This is a genomic window from Rhodococcus sp. OAS809, assembly GCF_040546695.1.
GTDB lineage: Bacteria > Actinomycetota > Actinomycetes > Mycobacteriales > Mycobacteriaceae > Rhodococcus_F > Rhodococcus_F qingshengii.
Genome location: NZ_JBEPOI010000002.1, coordinates 5,358,664 through 5,375,819, shown reverse-complemented (window position 1 = coordinate 5,375,819; position 17,156 = coordinate 5,358,664). Strand labels below are relative to the sequence as shown.

21 protein-coding genes are annotated in these 17,156 nt (G+C 63.6%); 8 read left to right on the top strand and 13 right to left on the bottom strand.

Going from position 1 to position 17,156, the window contains the following annotated elements; all coding sequences use genetic code 11:
• Nucleotides 1–45 precede the first annotated feature (45 nt).
• The 13 genes from ABIE52_RS28225 to ABIE52_RS28165 all read right to left on the bottom strand — a co-directional run bounded on the left by ABIE52_RS28225 (nt 46) and on the right by ABIE52_RS28165 (nt 11,672).
• On the bottom strand, nt 46–792 hold the full coding sequence (locus ABIE52_RS28225) for an SDR family oxidoreductase (RefSeq protein ID WP_003940029.1): 747 nt from the start codon (nt 790–792) through the stop codon (nt 46–48).
• A gap of 90 nt (nt 793–882) precedes the next feature.
• Entirely contained in the window at nt 883–1,620 is a 738-nt protein-coding gene (locus tag ABIE52_RS28220) for an urease accessory protein UreD (protein ID WP_260456834.1), read from the bottom strand.
• Nucleotides 1,620–2,363 (bottom strand): urease accessory protein UreG, encoded by a 744-nt coding sequence (ureG, locus tag ABIE52_RS28215; RefSeq protein ID WP_003939705.1) that lies wholly within the window; start codon nt 2,361–2,363, stop codon nt 1,620–1,622. Before ureG ends, ABIE52_RS28220 begins: the two co-directional genes overlap by 1 nt.
• Nucleotides 2,356–3,045 carry an urease accessory protein UreF gene (locus ABIE52_RS28210; RefSeq protein ID WP_042451391.1) on the bottom strand — a complete coding sequence of 230 codons (690 nt, stop codon included), beginning with the start codon at nt 3,043–3,045 and terminating at the stop codon, nt 2,356–2,358. Before ABIE52_RS28210 ends, ureG begins: the two co-directional genes overlap by 8 nt.
• 4 nt (nt 3,046–3,049) lie before the next feature.
• Nucleotides 3,050–4,759, bottom strand: coding sequence for an urease subunit alpha (locus ABIE52_RS28205; protein ID WP_030535249.1), 1,710 nt, complete (start codon nt 4,757–4,759; stop codon nt 3,050–3,052).
• On the bottom strand, nt 4,756–5,226 hold the full coding sequence (ureB, locus tag ABIE52_RS28200; RefSeq protein WP_007733849.1) for an urease subunit beta: 471 nt from the start codon (nt 5,224–5,226) through the stop codon (nt 4,756–4,758). The genes ABIE52_RS28205 and ureB overlap by 4 nt, the downstream gene beginning before the upstream one ends.
• Nucleotides 5,223–5,525: an urease subunit gamma gene (gene ureA / locus ABIE52_RS28195; protein ID WP_003939800.1), complete on the bottom strand. Its 303-nt coding sequence runs from the start codon at nt 5,523–5,525 to the stop codon at nt 5,223–5,225. The genes ureB and ureA overlap by 4 nt, the downstream gene beginning before the upstream one ends.
• A gap of 280 nt (nt 5,526–5,805) precedes the next feature.
• Entirely contained in the window at nt 5,806–6,582 is a 777-nt protein-coding gene (gene pstB, locus ABIE52_RS28190) for a phosphate ABC transporter ATP-binding protein PstB (protein WP_003939968.1), read from the bottom strand.
• Nucleotides 6,583–6,640: 58 nt separating this feature from the next.
• Complete coding sequence (gene pstA / locus ABIE52_RS28185) at nt 6,641–7,549, bottom strand: phosphate ABC transporter permease PstA (RefSeq protein ID WP_003940100.1); 909 nt, start codon at nt 7,547–7,549, stop codon at nt 6,641–6,643.
• 3 nt (nt 7,550–7,552) lie between these two features.
• Nucleotides 7,553–8,644 (bottom strand): phosphate ABC transporter permease subunit PstC, encoded by a 1,092-nt coding sequence (gene pstC, locus ABIE52_RS28180; RefSeq protein WP_007733846.1) that lies wholly within the window; start codon nt 8,642–8,644, stop codon nt 7,553–7,555.
• 62 nt (nt 8,645–8,706) lie between these two features.
• Nucleotides 8,707–9,825 (bottom strand): phosphate ABC transporter substrate-binding protein PstS, encoded by a 1,119-nt coding sequence (gene pstS, locus ABIE52_RS28175; protein ID WP_003940482.1) that lies wholly within the window; start codon nt 9,823–9,825, stop codon nt 8,707–8,709.
• Between the two features lie 193 nt (nt 9,826–10,018).
• Nucleotides 10,019–10,918 carry a mycothiol synthase gene (gene mshD / locus ABIE52_RS28170; protein ID WP_166502588.1) on the bottom strand — a complete coding sequence of 300 codons (900 nt, stop codon included), beginning with the start codon at nt 10,916–10,918 and terminating at the stop codon, nt 10,019–10,021.
• 1 nt (nt 10,919) lies between these two features.
• Nucleotides 10,920–11,672: a winged helix-turn-helix transcriptional regulator gene (locus ABIE52_RS28165; RefSeq protein WP_003939728.1), complete on the bottom strand. Its 753-nt coding sequence runs from the start codon at nt 11,670–11,672 to the stop codon at nt 10,920–10,922.
• A gap of 141 nt (nt 11,673–11,813) precedes the next feature.
• On the opposite strand from ABIE52_RS28165, the gene ABIE52_RS28160 reads away from it, so the two are divergent.
• The 8 genes from ABIE52_RS28160 to ABIE52_RS28125 all read left to right on the top strand — a co-directional run bounded on the left by ABIE52_RS28160 (nt 11,814) and on the right by ABIE52_RS28125 (nt 17,063).
• Nucleotides 11,814–12,593 carry an LmeA family phospholipid-binding protein gene (locus tag ABIE52_RS28160; RefSeq protein ID WP_003939847.1) on the top strand — a complete coding sequence of 260 codons (780 nt, stop codon included), beginning with the start codon at nt 11,814–11,816 and terminating at the stop codon, nt 12,591–12,593.
• Complete coding sequence (locus tag ABIE52_RS28155) at nt 12,590–13,066, top strand: thioredoxin family protein (RefSeq protein ID WP_003939684.1); 477 nt, start codon at nt 12,590–12,592, stop codon at nt 13,064–13,066. Before ABIE52_RS28160 ends, ABIE52_RS28155 begins: the two co-directional genes overlap by 4 nt.
• A 10-nt stretch (nt 13,067–13,076) precedes the next feature.
• A complete protein-coding gene (locus tag ABIE52_RS28150) occupies nt 13,077–13,163 on the top strand; it encodes a putative leader peptide (protein ID WP_350318872.1) in 87 nt (28 codons plus the stop codon).
• Nucleotides 13,164–13,294: 131 nt separating this feature from the next.
• Nucleotides 13,295–13,765 carry a DUF4395 domain-containing protein gene (locus tag ABIE52_RS28145; protein ID WP_003940408.1) on the top strand — a complete coding sequence of 157 codons (471 nt, stop codon included), beginning with the start codon at nt 13,295–13,297 and terminating at the stop codon, nt 13,763–13,765.
• 74 nt (nt 13,766–13,839) lie between these two features.
• Nucleotides 13,840–14,673, top strand: a complete 834-nt coding sequence (locus tag ABIE52_RS28140; protein WP_003939859.1) for a sulfurtransferase — start codon at nt 13,840–13,842, stop codon at nt 14,671–14,673.
• Nucleotides 14,674–14,675: 2 nt separating this feature from the next.
• Nucleotides 14,676–14,981, top strand: a complete 306-nt coding sequence (locus tag ABIE52_RS28135) for a DUF1416 domain-containing protein (RefSeq protein WP_003939797.1) — start codon at nt 14,676–14,678, stop codon at nt 14,979–14,981.
• Between the two features lie 258 nt (nt 14,982–15,239).
• Nucleotides 15,240–15,878 carry a heme-binding beta-barrel domain-containing protein gene (locus ABIE52_RS28130; protein ID WP_039973378.1) on the top strand — a complete coding sequence of 213 codons (639 nt, stop codon included), beginning with the start codon at nt 15,240–15,242 and terminating at the stop codon, nt 15,876–15,878.
• Nucleotides 15,879–16,022: 144 nt separating this feature from the next.
• Nucleotides 16,023–17,063: a type IV toxin-antitoxin system AbiEi family antitoxin domain-containing protein gene (locus ABIE52_RS28125; RefSeq protein ID WP_192712244.1), complete on the top strand. Its 1,041-nt coding sequence runs from the start codon at nt 16,023–16,025 to the stop codon at nt 17,061–17,063.
• Nucleotides 17,064–17,156: the final 93 nt, after the last annotated feature.

Sequence of the window (17,156 nt, the reverse complement as noted above, 5' to 3'; positions counted from 1 at the left end):
CGTGAGTAAAAGGCGGCCGCGCACTTGCGCGGCCGCCTTTCCTATTCAGTTCTCGTGCAACCAGGTTTCCAACGTGGGTCCTGCAGTTGTGGATCCCGGCGCGGGCAGCAGCGCCCCACCCTTCATCGCCTTACCCGCTCCCGGCATCGAGATCGGGATCAGCCACTTACGTCGGCCACGGTATTTCAAGATCTCGCGCGTCATGGCCGGGATCTCGAGGACCTCGGGCCCGGCCAGGTCCGGAGCCCTCCCGGTCGGACCGTTCTGAGCGCAGGTCACGAGCGCCTCGGCAACGGTCTTCGCTGCCACCGGTTGTGACCGCATCCGAGGAACCATCGCGATCGGCCCCAGTCCGAACAGCGCGATCGTCTTCTCGCCGAACTCGAACCACTGAGTGGATCGCAGGATCGTGAAAGGAATACTCGACGCTTCCACCGCGCGTTCCTGCGCAGCCTTCCCCTGGTAGTAACCGAAGGACTTCAATCGCGGATCGTCGCAGTTCACGATCGAGAGCAGCACGTGATGCTTAACGCCTGCTCTGGCTTCGGCCGCGGCGATGTTCTTCGCTGCCGTCTCGAAGAACTCGATTGCCTTCTTGGCACTGTTGGTGACGTGATCACTCACGTCGACGACCACGTCGGCACCGACAAATGCTTCGTCCAACCCCGCACCCGTGGAGATGTCGACTCCCGTCGATCGAGCGGCGGCGACGACGTCATGGCCCCCGATTTTCGCCTGCTCGACGACCAGCTTTCCCATCTGGCCGGTTCCGCCCAGAACAACAATTCGCATGATGCCTCCGTCAAACCTGTGCGCCCGGCTCTCTTCGGCCTGGTCACATACTGGACGACGCAGCCTCCCGAAGTGTGACGGTAGGGCGAATCAGTCGGTGTACTCCTGCGAAACCCGCCCACGCCACTGCGACCAGATCGGATCCAACGCTGCGCTCGCCTCATGTGCGTGATCGGCAGCGGCCCGTGCCAGCATCCCTGCTCCCGCCAGCGGCGTCACGTGCCCTTCGACGTCGTCGGTAGTCTTCATCCCCAACAGCATGGTCGTACCGAGCACGCGATGGCCACCGAGAATTCCCGGCAGCGAACGGCCAGGAACGCTACGCAGGTCGAGAGTTTCCACGAGCAGCGCGTCACCGTCGACGGTAATGCGCTGATCCGAGCGAAGCGCACCGCCGGTTTCGCCGGTCCGGCCGAATATGATCATCTCGTCGAGCAGCGCAACGGCATCGGATTCCAGTGAAATATCCACGCGCCTGGTCACATCCGCGCCGCCGGCGACGACAAACGGTGCCGCACGCCAGATCAGCGCCGCACCGGCACCGACGCTCGCCGAAGCCGACCACGACGCCCGGCCACCGCGTGCGTTGTACGCGACGGTCCCGGACGGCTCGATCACCTCGAGACACGTACCGGGTGCGACCACGAACTCGATACGCAGGTCGTCGCCGGCCAACAGCGTTGCGCTGTGCCCTACCAGGGCAATTCGCACGGTGAGCCCGCGAGCGTCGACGAACCGCGGGGCCAGGAAGTCGCCCGAGATCAGCTCTCGCGCAACAGCGGTGTCACCCACTCTCTCGACGACGACCCGCGTAGCTCCAGTGCGCATCAGTGAGCGTGAGAGTGGCTGTGCCCGTGACCGTGACCGTGGTCTTCTTCATCGGCATGGAAGTGCGGCGCCATCGGCCCCGGATCCTGCGGGGTGTGACTACCCGCGCGATGAGATGCGATGACCTGGCGGAGCCACGCACTGAGCTGGTCGATCGTTGAGTGATCCTTCTGGCTGAGCGCGAGAACGGGAAGTCCGTCACGCGCGGCCGTGGCATCGGCAACCATCTGGACCGCGTCGACGTCGACGTACGGGGCCAGGTCGATCTTGTTGACCACCAACAGATCTGCCCGCTCGATTCCGGGACCGCCCTTGCGTGCGACGTCTCCGCCGCCCGCGACGTCGATGCAGAAGATCTGGGCGTCGACCAGTGCCGGGCTGAACGTGGCGGTCAGGTTGTCACCGCCGCTTTCCACGATCACCATGTCGAGGGGATGGAACTGACGCTCGAGGTCTTCGACCGCAATGAGGTTCGGCGTGACGTCGTCACGAATAGCCGTGTGCGGGCACGCACCGGTCTCGACTGCGACGATGCGCTCGATCGGCAGAACGTTGGCCGCGCGCAACAGTCGCGCGTCCTCGTCGGTGTAGATGTCGTTGGTGACCACCGCGATCTCGTACTCCGCCGCGAGTTCGCGGCAGATGGTGGCGATGAGGGTGCTTTTGCCGGTGCCGACGGGGCCGGCAACGCCGAGCCTCAAACCTCTTGCAGCAGTGGTGGTGTTGTTCAGGTTGTCAAGCACGGAAAATCCTCCTGGATCGAGCGTGGTGTTCGAGTGACCATTGTTCGACCAACGGCCCTGTTGTTGCGGGTATATCTGCGACGCCCTCGACGGCTACGGCAGCCGCGGCGACGGTTTCGATGGTCGGGGCTGCTCGGAGCAACCATTCGACCGGTTCTGCCGGATCCACCGGCAGTAGCTTCAATGCCGCCGACGCCACCGTTTGGGCGTCGTCGTACAAACAAGATCTGGCTGCCTGCAGGTCGTCCATCCCGGAGACCGCCGTGAAGACGCCCAACGCGAGCGGACGCATCGGATGCCCAGGCAGCGCCATGAGCATCTGCACCGCGGGGTGCTGCGGCCACAATCGCGACGCCAGTCTCGCCAGCCCACGGCCGAGCTGAATCGACGCCTCACGCAGCGGTGCGCTGGGAGTCCGAGCGAGCAGTTCCCTCGAGATGTCCTCGAGCTCGCCTGCACTACCCTCACTTACGGCCCAGCGGCGCGTGACCACCGTTGCAGCGGCCTCGACAAGTCCCACTGTTTCGAGTCGACCGCGAATGAAGTCAGGGACCTGACTCTGCAGGAGTCCGCCCGCCAGTGCCGGTTCCAACCCCGACGAGTGCGCGTGACCGCCGGTAGGCAGACGCCCGTCTGCCAAGAGCATCGATGCTATCTCGGCAGACGCCGTCTCGATCGACATGACTTCAGAACAGCATGTAGCGCTGAGCCATCGGCACCACGTCAACGGGGTTGGGCGCGATCAGGTCGCCGTTGACCTTGATGGCAAACGTCTCCGGATCGACGTCGATGGACGGCAGCGCCGTGTTGTTCGGCATGTCCGCCTTGGTGAGGTGTCTCGTCGGACGAACACCGGTAAGGGTGCGGGTGAGACCGAGACGATCGGCCAGACCGTCCTCGATGGCCATCGGAGAGACGAACGTCGTGGACAGGTGCGGGGCCGATCCCGGAGTCGCCGCGATGGCCGGGCGAACGAACACCGGCTGCGGGGTCGGGATAGCAGCATTCGGATCACCAAGCGGCGCAGCAACTATCGCCCCGCCCTTGATCACGGCAGAAGGACGGACTCCGAAGAACGCGGGATCCCACAGCACCAGGTCCGCCATCTTCCCGGCCTCGACCGAGCCGATCTCGTGATCGATACCGTGCGCCACCGCGGGGCAGATCGTGTACTTGGCGACGTAACGCCGCGCACGCTCGTTGTCGGCCGGCATGCTGGTGCCCAGCTTGCCGTACTGGGCCTTCATGACGTGAGCCACCTGCCATGTCCGCAGGGTCACCTCACCGATACGGCCCATCGCTTGGGCGTCGGACGAGGTGATCGAGATGGCTCCGATGTCGTGCAGAAAGTCTTCTGCTGCAATCGTTGTCGGCCGGATCCGGGACTCGGCAAAGGCAAGATCCTCCGGAACCCGGGGATTGAGCGCATGACACACGATGAGCATGTCGAGGTGCTCGGCAACCGTGTTGACGGTATGCGGCAACGTCGGATTGGTCGATGCCGGAAGAACGTTCGGCTCACCTGCCGTCACGATGATGTCCGGTGCGTGCCCGCCGCCGGCGCCTTCCGCATGGAACACGTGGATCCCACGTCCGGCAATCGCATCCAAAGTGTGCTGTACGTAACCGGTTTCGTTGAGGCTGTCGGCGTGCAGCGCTACCTGGAGGCCGAACTCGTCGGCTGCGCGCAGCGCTGCGTCGATCGCAGCCGGAGTGGAACCCCAGTCCTCGTGGACCTTGAATCCGCCTGCGCCGGCGAGAGCTTCCTGACGCATGGCCTCATGGCTGACGGTGCTGCCCTTGCCGAGGAGAAGAACGTTGAGCGGGATGTGGTCGAGGGCGCGGTGCATCATCGTCAAGGACCAGGCGCCGGGTGTGACGGTGGTTGCCTTGCTTCCCTCGGTGGGGCCCGTTCCGCCGCCCGCCACCGTCGTCGTACCGGTCGCGAGCGCCTCCATCATCTCGATTTCACTGAGGAAGTGCACGTGAGTGTCGATCGCACCCGCGGTGAGGATCTTCCCCTCGCCGGCGATCACGTCGGTGCTCGGCCCGATGAGCAACTTGGGGTGCACGCCATCCATGATGTCGGGGTTACCGGACTTGCCGATCGCAACGATGCGTCCGTCGCGAATTCCGACGTCTGCCCGGACGATTCCCCAGTGATCGAGAATCACCGTGTTGGTGATGACGACGTCGAGAGCGCCCTGGTCGCGAGTGGTCAGGCCCTGGCCCATCGACTCGCGGATGCTCTTACCGCCGCCGAAGACCATCTCGTCGCCGGTCGCGGTGTAGTCGTGCTCGATCTCGATCCACAGATCTGTGTCGGCCAAACGGATCTGGTCGCCTGCGGTCGGGCCGTACAGGGAGGCGTAGCCGCGTCGATCGATCCTGCTCATTCGGCTGTCCTCTCAACTGTCGTCGCGGCGTCGTCCGGTGAATCCGCCTCGACTGGAACATCACTCACACGCACGTTCACCGAGGACGCTCGCAAAGGTTCTTCGACCTCGACGCCGGGCGTGCCGAACGGCATGACGGTCTTGGGCTCGCGCGCATGTGTCGGTAGGTCTTCGTCCGGCACGATCTGCAGGCCCGGAACCCTTTTGAGTCCGCCGAGCGCGATCAGTGTCACCGTTCTGCTGACCCCGGGTTCGAACCGAACCGACGTTCCCGAGGGGATGTCGAGCCGGAAGCCGTCTGCCGCTTCGCGATCGAAGGTCAACGCCGGGTTGGCCGCGGGAAGGTGGAGATGTGAACCGATCTGAATGGGGCGATCGCCGTCGTTGACGACGACCATCGTGATCTTCTCCGCGTCCGTGCCGAACTCGAGCGGTTCGGTGGACACACGTACTTCGCCGGGAATCATCGAATGGGCTCCGTCACGGTGACCAGTTTGCGACCGTCCGGGAAAGTGGCCTCCACCTGGACGTTTGCAATCATCTCGGGTACCCCTTCCATCACGTCGTCGCGGGTGAGCACTTGCCGACCGGCGTTCATCAGTTCCGCAACCGTCATTCCGTCACGCGCGCGCTCGAGAATCCAGCACGAGATCAGTGCCATCGCTTCGGGGTAGTTCAGCAGTACCCCGCGCTCGCGGCGGTCACGGGCGACCATGCCCGCGACGCTCAGGAGCAGCTTTTCGGTATCTGAAGGGGTGAGGTGCACTGACAAGCCCTTCCGGTTGTGAAACGACATCGATCGACAGCGTGCTGTCGGGCCGAGATTAGCATTGTCCGAAGCGTCGTCAGTATCCACGAGATTCACATCGTCGGCTACTTCAGCGCCCACTCGGCGCACTTGCGCTGCTCATCGAATTATTCGGGCGCCCAACGACGCTCAGCTCTGCGCACCGGAGTGGGAACTATCACCACAACCAAAAAGTTTCACCCCCGTCTCCTGTTGGAAACGGGGGTGAAACATGATCGTGCAGGGTTGATCCCGGGACCTATCCGAAGCGGCCGGAGATGTAGTCCTCGGTGGCCTTCTGCGTCGGGTTCGAGAAGATCTTCTCGGTGTCGTCGATCTCGACGAGCTGACCGGGCTTGCCGGTTGCCTCGAGGTTGAAGAATGCCGTCTGGTCACTCACACGCGCAGCCTGCTGCATGTTGTGCGTGACGATGACGATCGTGAAATCCTTCTTCAGCTCGGTGATCAGGTCTTCGATCGCGAGAGTCGAGATCGGGTCGAGCGCGGAGCACGGCTCGTCCATGAGCAGGACGTCGGGCGAGACCGCGATGGCACGCGCGATGCACAGACGCTGCTGCTGACCGCCTGAGAGGCCGCCACCGGGCTTGTCGAGGCGATCCTTGACCTCGTTCCACAGGTTGGCACCGCGCAGCGAACGCTCGGCCACCTCGTCGAGCTTCTTCTTGCTGCGCTCGCCCTGCAACTTCAAGCCCGCGACGACGTTGTCCTTGATGGACATGGTCGGGAAGGGGTTGGGTCGCTGGAACACCATGCCGATGGTCTTGCGAACACCGACCGGATCGACGTTCGAGCCGTAGATGTCCTCGCCGTCGAGCAGCACCGAACCCTCGACGCGCGCACCGGGAATCACTTCGTGCATGCGATTGAGTGAACGGAGAACGGTGGACTTGCCGCAACCGGACGGGCCGATGAAGGCGGTGACGCTCCGGGGCGGGACGGACAGGCCCACATCGGCGACGGCGTGGAACTTGCCGTAGTAGATGTTGACGTCCTTGAGATCCAGACGCTTGGCCATTACCGGCTCCCTACTGAGTTGTTGACGCTGTTGAGTACGAACATGTTCCGAGGCCGCATCACTTACTTCTGACCTGTGAGAAGTGACCGATCAGCTTCGCGACGATGTTGAGGATCGCGATCAGCAGGATCAGGGTCAGTGCTGCGCCCCAGATGCGGTTGGTGCCGGCGTCGGTGGGGTTGTTCATCTCGGCGACCATGACGGAAGGCAGTGTGCCCATTTCGCCGTTGAACAGGTCGAAGTTGATGAACGGTGCGTAGCCGACGAGGATCAGCAGCGGTGCGGTCTCACCGAGCACGCGGGCCAGGGCCAGCATGACGCCGGTGATGATGCCGGGAAGTGCCGTCGGCAGAACGATTTTCGAGATGGTCTTCCACTTCGGCACACCGAGCGCGTACGACGCCTCTCGCAGATCCATCGGGACGATGCGCAGCATTTCCTCGGTGGAGCGGATGACGACCGGGACCATCAGAAGGACCAGAGCCAGTGACACCGCAAACGCGGACTTGGGGAAGCCGAAGGTCGCGATCCACAGGGCGTAGATGAACAGCGCAGCCACGATCGACGGAACACCGCTGAGGATGTCGACCATGAACGTGGTCAGCTTGCCCAGCTTCGACTTCCGGTCGGCGTACTCCACCAGGTAGATCGCGACGAAGATACCGAGCGGGATGGAGAAGACCGCGCACACGATGCCTTGCAGCAGGGTGCCGATCAATGCGTGATAGATACCGCCGCCGTCGGCCGACGCCGTCAATCCGCTCAGCGAGTTGGTGAACCAGGTAGGCGACGTCAGAGCGGGCAGGCCCTTGGCGATGACCGTGAAGAGCACCCAGACCAACGGGATGAGCGCGATGACGACTGCCAGGCTCACCAGGATGGTCGCGATGACGTCCTTGGCACGACGACGAGCGCCGACGCCTTGGAAAGTGGGGGCCTTGACCGGCCGGTCCAGAGTGGAGGTCATGGGTCAGTCCTTCTTTCCGGCGATCACTGCGCGGGCAGCCGCGTTGACGACGAAGGTCAGTACGAACAGCACCAGTCCGGCCGCGATGTACGCGCCTGCCTGGATGTCGTTGTTGAACTCCGCGTAGCCGAGGGCGATCTTGGAGGCGATGGTCGAGCCGCCGTCGAACAGCGACCAGCCGAAGGCCTGAGAGGTGGTTCGCAGGATCAGGTAGAGCGCCATCGTCTCACCGAGTGCGCGTCCGAGACCGAGCATCGAGCCGCTGATGTAGCCGGACTTACCGAACGGGATGACCGTGGTGCGCACAACTTCCCAGCGCGTGGCGCCGAGGGCGAGTGCGGCTTCGATCTGTGATCGCGGGGTCTGGATGAACACCTCGCGGGTCACTGCGGTGATGACCGGAAGGATCATCACGGCGAGGACGATGCCTGCGGTGAAGATGGTGCCGCCACCGGTGATCGATCCGCTGCCGTCGGCGAAGAGCGGGAACCAGCCGAGAGTGTCGTTGAGCCACACCGCGACCGGGGTGATCGCCGGAGCGAAGACGAGAAGTCCCCACAGGCCGTAGACGATGGACGGCACAGCTGCCAGAAGGTCGATCGTGTACGACAGTGGCCGCGTGAGCCACTTGGGTGAGTACGAAGTCAGGAAGATCGCGATGCCCAGTGCGATCGGCATCGCGAGCACCAGTGCGAACAGCGAGACCAACACCGTGACCTGGAAAAGGTCGAGGACACCGAACGCCATCGCGTTGATGTTCTGCGTGACCCATTCACGGCTGGTCAGGAAGTTGACCTGGTTCCGGCTCAAAGCAGGAACAGCACGCCAGATCAGGAACGCGCCGATCGCCGCGATGACAACCGTGATGAAGATTGCCGAACCGGATGCGAGCGAGCTGAAGATGCGGTCACCCGGACGGGTCACCGTCTTGCTGTTGCCGCTACCCGGACCGTCACCCTTCGGAGGATGCTCGGTTTCTGGAGCCTTGGTGGAAGTAATCGTGTCCTCCGTGGTGCCGTTCGGACCGCCCACCCCGGCCCCGCTGGTTGCGGGGCCGGGAGAACGAGATGTCGAGGTGATGGGCGCGTCACTCATGCGCGCTCACTTCCTTCACGTCTGAATGTAGATCCATGAGCTTGTCCGCACGAGTCTCTAGGTCAGCTGATTGCCGTGATGGACGCGTTGAGGCGATCCTGGACGTTGGACGGCAGCGGGACGTAACCCTGCTCGGCCAGGTTGGCCTGACCCTCGTTGGCCGCGCTCGTCAGGAACGACTTCACTGCTGCGGAGGTGTCCGCGTCGTAGCCCTTGGAGCAGACGATCGAGTACGTGGCGAGAACCAGCGGGTAGGCGCCGGCTTCGTTGGTCTTGAAGATCGACGCGAGGTCGAGCGTCAGGTCGCCGGTTGCGTCGGACTTGAACTTCGCGCCTGCGATCGACTTCGCGGCCGTGTCGTTGGTCAGTGCGACTGCCTCGGAGCCGGTGTTGATTTCGGCAACCGAGAGCTTGTTCTGATCGGCGAACGACTTCTCGACGTAGGTGATCGAACCCGGTGCCGTGGCAACTGCCTGTGCAACGCCCGCCGAACCCTTGGCGCCCTCACCGACGCCACCGGTGAAGTCGGACCCTGCGCCCGACGTCCAAGCACCGTTCGATGCCGCGTCGAGGTACTTCTGGAAGTTGTCAGTGGTACCCGAGGAATCGGAGCGGATCACGGTGGTGATCTTCTCGTCGGGAAGCGATGCACCGGAGTTGAGCGCGGCGATTGCCGGATCGTTCCACTTGGTGATGCCGCCGTTGAAGATCTTCGCGAGAACCTCTGCGTTGAGAACGAGCTTGTCGACGCCGTCGAGGTTGTATGCAACTGCGATCGGGCCGAAGACGAGGGGAAGGTTCCAGGCTTCGCCGCCGACGCAACGCTCCTTGGCCTTGTCGGCCTGCTCGTCCTTGATGGCCGAGTCGGAGCCGGCGAAGTCGATCTGGCCGGCGATGAACTGTGTACGACCGTCGCCCGAACCGCTGGGGTTGTACGCGACGTTGACCGTCTTGCCCTTTTCCTGGCACACGGAGATGTAAGTGGCGACGAACTGGTCCATGGCGTTCTTCTGTGCCGAGGAACCAGCGGCAGAGAGGTTGCTCTTGCCTTCGCACGTTGCGTTCGATGCGGACGCGTCCACACCCGTCGACGACGAGTTGTTGTCGCTGCCACATGCGGCCAAGGTCATGGCGCCCACGGCCACTACACCGAGCAGGGCACCACTGCGCTTGAGATTCACCAAGATCCTCCGGAAATCGCTACCGCCACGCCCACGATCGGGCGGCGACATGAGACGCAGAATGATTGAAATCTGCATCAGGCAACACGGCGCTGCCCACAGAGAAAAGTAGGCGGGCGCGGTGTCCGGCTGGACCACACATGGTTAACGGAGAATGAACAGACTGGACATTTCTGCGTGTCCGACTGTGACGTCAGAGCGCGCGGGCGTAAGCCATGTCCACGTGGAAGCGATCGAAGCCGAGTCGTTCGTACGTGTGGAGGGCGGCCGTGTTGTCGCCTTCGACGTACAGAAGGACGGTTCCGAGGCCGCGATCACGCAGGTAATGCATGCCAGCGAGAGTCAGCACTCGGCCGAGGCCGCGTCCCTGCGCCGCGGGATCGATCCCCACGACGTACACCTCCCCCAGCTCCGGATCGTCACCTTCGGGTGCGTGCACCTTGGTCCAGTGAAAGCCGAGAAGAGTATCGGGATCGGTGTCCGCGAACGCCATGAACAGACCAGCAGGGTCGAACCAACCTTCGGCCGTTCTCTCGTCGATCTCCGCCTGGGTCCAGCCACCCTGCTCGGGATGCCAGGAGAAGGCCGCATTGTTGACGCGAAGGATCTCGGAATCGTCTTCGGGTCCACGATACGTCCGAATCGTCACACCTTCGGGCACAACGATTTCCGGAAGCTGCGGAGCATCGAGTGGTCGACGCAGCTGCAGGAGTTCACGAACGCTGACCAGATCGAGGGTCTTGGCGAATTCGACTGCGGCGTCGACGTTTCCGTGCGCCCAGACACGCGTGCCCGGCCGGCCCTCGTCGAATACCGCTGCAGCAAGCCTGGTTCCGATGCCGCGACGCCGCGCCTGCGGGTCGACCACCAACTCGGCCATGTCGGGATGCTCGTCCGAACCGGCTTGCAGCTGCGCATAACCGACGATTGCATCGCCGTCGAGTTCGAGGAAGTGTCGCGCGCCGCCGCGCCCGGCAACGGCATGGCGCCCCTGTTCCGACACGGGCGCCTTGCCGTCGAACTCGGTTGCGCGATCGAGAAGCGCGGAAACCTGCTCGGCGAATCCAGCCGGCAGTGAATCTGTCCAACCCACGTCAGACCACCGATCCGTCGGCCGCGTCGTAGTCGACGTCCTCGTCGTCCTCGAACTGAACGGGAGCAGCGGCGCCACCCTTGGCCCTGGTCGGACGCACTGCCTTATATCCGACATTTCGGACTGTACCGATCAAGGACTCGTATTCGGTGCCGAGTTTCGCCCGCAGACGACGCACGTGGACGTCGACCGTCCTGGTGCCACCGAAGAAGTCGTAACCCCACACTTCCTGCAGCAGCTGCGCCCGGGTGAATACCCGTCCGGCGTGCTGCGCGAGGTACTTGAGCAGCTCGAATTCCTTGTAAGTCAAATCAAGGGGCCGTCCACGCAGTCGTGCCGTGTACGTCCCCTCGTCGATAACCAGTTCGCCCAGCGTGATCTTTCCCGACGCTTCCGGACTGGCCACACCGCCGCTGCGGGCGACCAACAACCGCAATCGGGCGTCCACCTCAGCCGGACCGGTACCGGGAAGCAGGATGTCGTCCAACCCCCAGTCGGCGTTGACGGCAACGAGTCCGCCTTCGGTGAGGACGGCGACCACAGGTACTGCGGATCCTGTGCTTCCGAGCAATCGACACAACCCGCGTGCGGCAGCCAGATCGGTGCGCGCATCCACCAATGCCACGTCCGCGGAACTTGCCTCGAGTAGCGAGGAAACCTCTGTGGGGGCAGGCCGAACCGAGTGCGCCAGCAACGCCAACGCCGGTAGTACAGCTTCCGGGTTGGGGTCGGAGGTGAGGAGGAGCAGTTCCACACGGCCTCCTATCTAGTAGCCCGCGCAACCCGTGAGGGCAACGCTCGAGTAGTTCGACGCTTTTGGTCGGTCCCTACATTAGCGTGCCTGGTACCGGGGCCGTCGCATCGAACCCCGACCGGAGTCCGTCACAATGGTGCGGTGCGCAAACTGATCATCGGCATCGTCTTTCTCCTCGGCCTCGGACTGGTGGCCGATTTCGGCGCGGCCGCGTACGCCGAGTACCGGGTTTCCCGCGAGCTCCGAACCGGCGCATCACTCGAGTCGGATCCGGAGGTCACCTTCAACGGGTTCCCCTTCCTCACCCAGGCACTCGGCGGGAAATACAAGGACGTCTACGTCAGAGCTACCGGCGTCCAGAGCGACGTGGTGGGCGAAGTGACCGTCGAGGCCGATCTGCGCGGGGTCACCGTTCCCTTCTCCGACATCGTGAACGGCAATGTCACCCAACTCCCCGTCGACAAACTCGACGGCCGGATGGGAATCAACGCCACCGACCTCGGAAAGCTGCTCAATATCCCTGACCTGCAGGTATCTTCGCCGCCGGCCAACAAGTCGGATGGCACCGGGGGCAGCGGCGGAACCGGAGCGAGCACCGCGGGCGCCGTCGTGCTGACGGGAACGGTTGCCGTCGGTCCGGTCGAGACTGCAGTGAGCGTGCAGGCCAACCTCGTTCTGGAAGGTGGGCAGGTCAAGATCGTCGCCAGCAATCTGTACTTCGGTCCGGAGGGCAAAGCCGATTTCTCGATCCCCGCAGCACTCGAACCCGTCGTCCTCGGCTTGTTCAGCTACACGATCGATCCGCAGGCACTTCCCTACGGAATTCAGCCGAGCCTGGTCTACGCGGAAGGCGGAAGAATCGTGATCGAGGGCAGCGCCGAAAACACGACGATCGATCTCGCAGAGCTGCAGAACCGATGACCGGGATCACAATTCTGCTGGTCGCGCTGGTGGCCGTCGTCGCGGTCGGGCTCTTTCTCAAGTCGCGCAACGGAAAGGTCCGAGTCACCACGCCGGCCGCGACCGGCGCGGCGGACAGTCGCCTCGAACTGCTCCGCGCCGCTGGAGTCTCTTCGCCGAACGGCGGACCCGTCGTACTGCATTTCTCTGCCGACTGGTGCGGACCGTGCGCGGCAGTACGCCGCGTCGTCGGTCAGGTCGTGATCTCGATGGCCGACGCTCCCCGTCCGCCGGTGGAGATCGAGCTCGACATCGACAAGGAACCGGCTCTGGCACGCGAGATGAGTGTCCTCTCGCTGCCCACCACCTTCATCCTCGACGGTGGCCTGGAGGAACAGTTCCGGGTGTCCGGAGTGCCATCCGCAGCCGATCTGAAAGCTGCACTCGTACCACTATCCGGACCCCACGAGCCAAAATCCGAGAATTCGGGGTAAACTCGCCGACGTGCAAACCCGCCACGAGCTGATGCTCACCCGACGCCGCGCAGTAGACCTGTGCCGCCTCGGGGGCTGTTGCTGTACCTGTTGCTGATCACCTCATCCGTCAGATCTCTCTGACCTTCGAGCTTTCGCTCATGTGATCAATCCACCGAGTGGGACTTTGACGTCCCGTTTTCTCGGTCCAGGCACAGCATCATGCAATCCAGCGCAGGAGCACTCCCGATGTCCACAACCACACCCCAGCTCGAGCAGGTCGACGTCCGCGGACCTCGATTCGCCGCGTGGGTCACCACCGGCGTTCTCGTACTCACGCTCATCCTCTCGACCTTCTCACTGCCCGCCGCCACCGTCGTTCTCGCACTACAGGCCATCGTCTTCGCGGTCGGAGCGGTACTCGGCCCCAAGCGCAGCCCGTACGGCCAGATCTTCGGCAAGCTCGTCGCCCCGCGACTCTCGCCGGTCAGCGAACGCGAACCCGTGGCGCCGCTGCGCTTCGCGCAGTTCGTCGGCTTCGTCTTCGCACTCGCCGGCACGGTCGGTTTCCTGGCCGGGTCGACGATCGTCGGCACCGTTGCCACCGGCTTCGCCTTGTTCGCGGCCCTGCTCAACGCCGCGTTCGGCATCTGCCTCGGCTGCCAGATCTATCCACTCGTCGCAAGGCTGCGAAATACCGGCCGCGCTACCACCGCGTGAAAACGCTTGCCCCACAACCCTGCTGAACCCCTGCTAGATAACGACCGATGCAAGACCACATCGAAAGGAACACCATGGCTCGCTCCGACGTCCTAGTCTCCGCTGACTGGGCTGAGCAGAACCTCAACACCCCCAAGACCGTTTTTGTCGAGGTGGACGAGGACACCAGCGCATACGACGGCGGCCACATCGAGGGTGCAGTCAAGCTCGACTGGCGCAAGGACCTCCAGGACGGCGTCCGACGCGACTTCCTGAACCAGGAGCAGTTCTCGGATCTGCTCTCCGCCAAAGGCATTGCGAACGACGACACCGTCGTTCTCTACGGTGGCAACAACAACTGGTTCGCCGCTTACGCTTACTGGTACTTCAAGCTGTACGGCCACCAGGACATCAAGCTGATCGACGGCGGCCGCAAGAAGTGGGAACTCGACGGACGCCCGCTCTCCAAGGACGCAGTCAACCGCGAAGCCACGCAGTACAAGGCCGAGACCCCCGACTTCTCGATCCGCGCATTCCGCGACGAGGTCATCGACGCCATCGGCAGCAAGAACCTCGTCGACGTTCGTAGCCCTGACGAGTTCTCGGGCAAGATCCTCGCTCCCGCCCACCTTCCGCAGGAGCAGGCGCAGCAGCGTGGCCACGTCCCCGGAGCCATCAACATCCCGTGGAGCACCACCGCCAACGAGGACGGCACCTTCAAGTCGGACGACGACCTCGCCAAGCTGTACGCGGAAAAGGGCTTCGACGACACCAAGGAAACGATCGCCTACTGCCGCATCGGCGAGCGTTCGAGCCACACCTGGTTCGTCCTGCAGGAGATCCTCGGCAAGAACAACGTCAAGAACTACGACGGCAGCTGGGTCGAATACGGCTCACTCGTCGGCGCACCGATCGAATTGGGAGCCTGATCATGTGTGGAGCACCTACCCAGGGCCAGACCCTGCCTGCCGGCGTCGACGTCGAGAAGGAAACGGTCATCACCGGCCGCGTTCTCGCAGCTGACGGCCAGCCCATCGGCGGCGCATTCGTGCGTCTGCTCGACGGCTCCGGAGAGTTCACGGCCGAGGTCGTGGCATCAGGAACCGGCGATTTCCGCTTCTTCGCCGCTCCGGGCGAGTGGACCGTGCGTGCACTGTCCAGCTCGGGCAACGGCACCTCCACCGTCGCTCCCGAGGGCTCGGGCGTGCACAACGTGGACGTGACCGTCAGCAAGTAATTCCTGCTTTGTCAGGCGGCCCCGCACCCCTCCGGTGCGGGGCCTTCTGCATTCCGGCTCCCGATTTTTCCGGTCGGTCGCCGCGGTCTAAGATGTACCCGTGGTCATTTTCTTCGAGGTACTCCTCGCACTCGCATCCGTCATGATCGCTTGGTTCTCCGTGTACGTCGTGTACCGCTTGGTCACCGACGAGTCGTGAGTCAGGCTCCGGATTCAGGGTCCGACGCGACCGCTGACGATTCCGCCGCTGCAGGTGCCGTGAGGCGCGGCAGCGGGGACGAAGCTGTCGCCATCGCCGTCGAGCGCTCCAAGTCGACGGCGTCGCTCAACATTCCGACCCTGCCGGACCTTCCGTTGCCGGAGGACACCGCAAACCTGCGCCTCGGCCCGGATATCAATCCCGAACTCCTCGCGCTTCTCCCCCTCGTCGGTGTCTGGCGCGGCGAAGGTGAAGGACACGACGAGAACGGCGACTACGCCTTCGGTCAGCAGATCGTCATCTCGCACGACGGCGGCCCGTACCTCAATTGGGAGTCCCGGTCCTGGCGCCTCGACGCCGAGGGCAAGTACGTGAGCCCCGATCTGCGCGAGAGCGGTTACTGGCGCATGGGCGGCGACGGCATCCCGGGCAGCGTCAACCAGGAAGTGGTCGAACTCCTGCTCAGCCACAGCTCCGGTGTCGTCGAAATGTACTACGGGCGCGCACTCACCCAAGCGTCGTGGGAACTTGCCACCGACGTGGTGATCCGCAGCCAGTCCGGTGCACTGTACGGCGGCGCGAAGCGTCTGTACGGCATCGTCGAAGGCGGCGACCTTGCGTACGTCGAAGAGCGGATCATGTCTGACGGTGGCCTGGAACCGCGTCTCTCGGCCCGCCTGACGCGCTACATCGGCTAGCTCTGCTGTGCGCCTTTATTAACCCCCGGCGGTTAATAAAGGCGCACAGCAGATTTATCCACAGGCACCGACAAATTCCACAGGCGGGCTTCTGAGCGGCATCTTCGACCGGTTCTTGTCGGTCCGCGATCTGACGGTATTCGCATGAGCTGCGACTACATCGATCCTGATCTCCGAAGACTCTTCGACTTCCAACACGGACTCGCGACCAATAAACAACTACGCCCTTTCGGCTATTCACCGCGGCGCATCCAACATCTGGTCGAATCGGGTCAATGGACTTCCGTCCTCCACGGCGTTCAATCCAGCACCAACGGCCCGCTCAACCGAGCAATGATTCTCGAGGCCGCCCTTCTGTTCGGCGGCGGAGAGACCTACCTGAGTCACCGGACGGCAGCTGAAGAGTGGGGACTCACGCACATCGAGTCCGAACTGCCGGTCCACATCACGGTCCGATACGGCAGATCCTCGCGCTGTCAGAGTCCGACGGTCAGACCCGAACGCTCCCCGGCGCGCCCCGTTCCGTTGGGGTGGTCCACTGCCCATCCCGGAGTGATCGTTCATCGTTCACGCGCTCAGGCCCACATCGGCGTTGCCACTCAGCCTGCTCGTACTTCGCTGGCCGACACCGCAATTGACCTGGCGGTTGCAGAGCCGTCGGCTCGCGACGCCGCTCGTTCTCTGGTTCGCTCGGCCACGGCGTGCAAAGTGTCACGGATGGAATTGCGCACCCGAATGGAATGCCGACGGCCGAGGCGATATGTCAAAGCGCTGTCCTCGACATTGGACCTGTTGGATCGCGGTGTCCAGTCGGTACTCGAGCATCGCTACGCAATCGAGGTCGAGCGAGCACACGGTTTGCCGGAAGCACGACGGCAATCGCCGGTCCTCGTCGATGGGAGAACTTTCTACGAGGACGTCGACTACCGCAATTGCGGTGTCGCACTGATCGTTCGACTCGACGGATTTGCCTTCCACTCTTCTCGGGCGACTGCGCTGCGGGATCGTCGGCGAGGAAACGCATCCGAACTGTCAAGCAACGCCACACTGGTCTTCGGTTGGGAGGAGGTGGAGGGGGCCTCGTGCCGAACTGCAGCCGAGGTCAGAGCGATCCTCGAGCGCGGTGGATGGTGGGGGCCTAATCCTTGTCCACGCTGTGCGCCTTTATTAACCGCCGGGGGTTGATAAAGGCGCACGGCACGAAGCGACCCCCGAGCCACACCCACGCTTTCGCGCGGATCCCGGTCGGACTGATCGGGGGCTCGGGGGTCGGGTGGC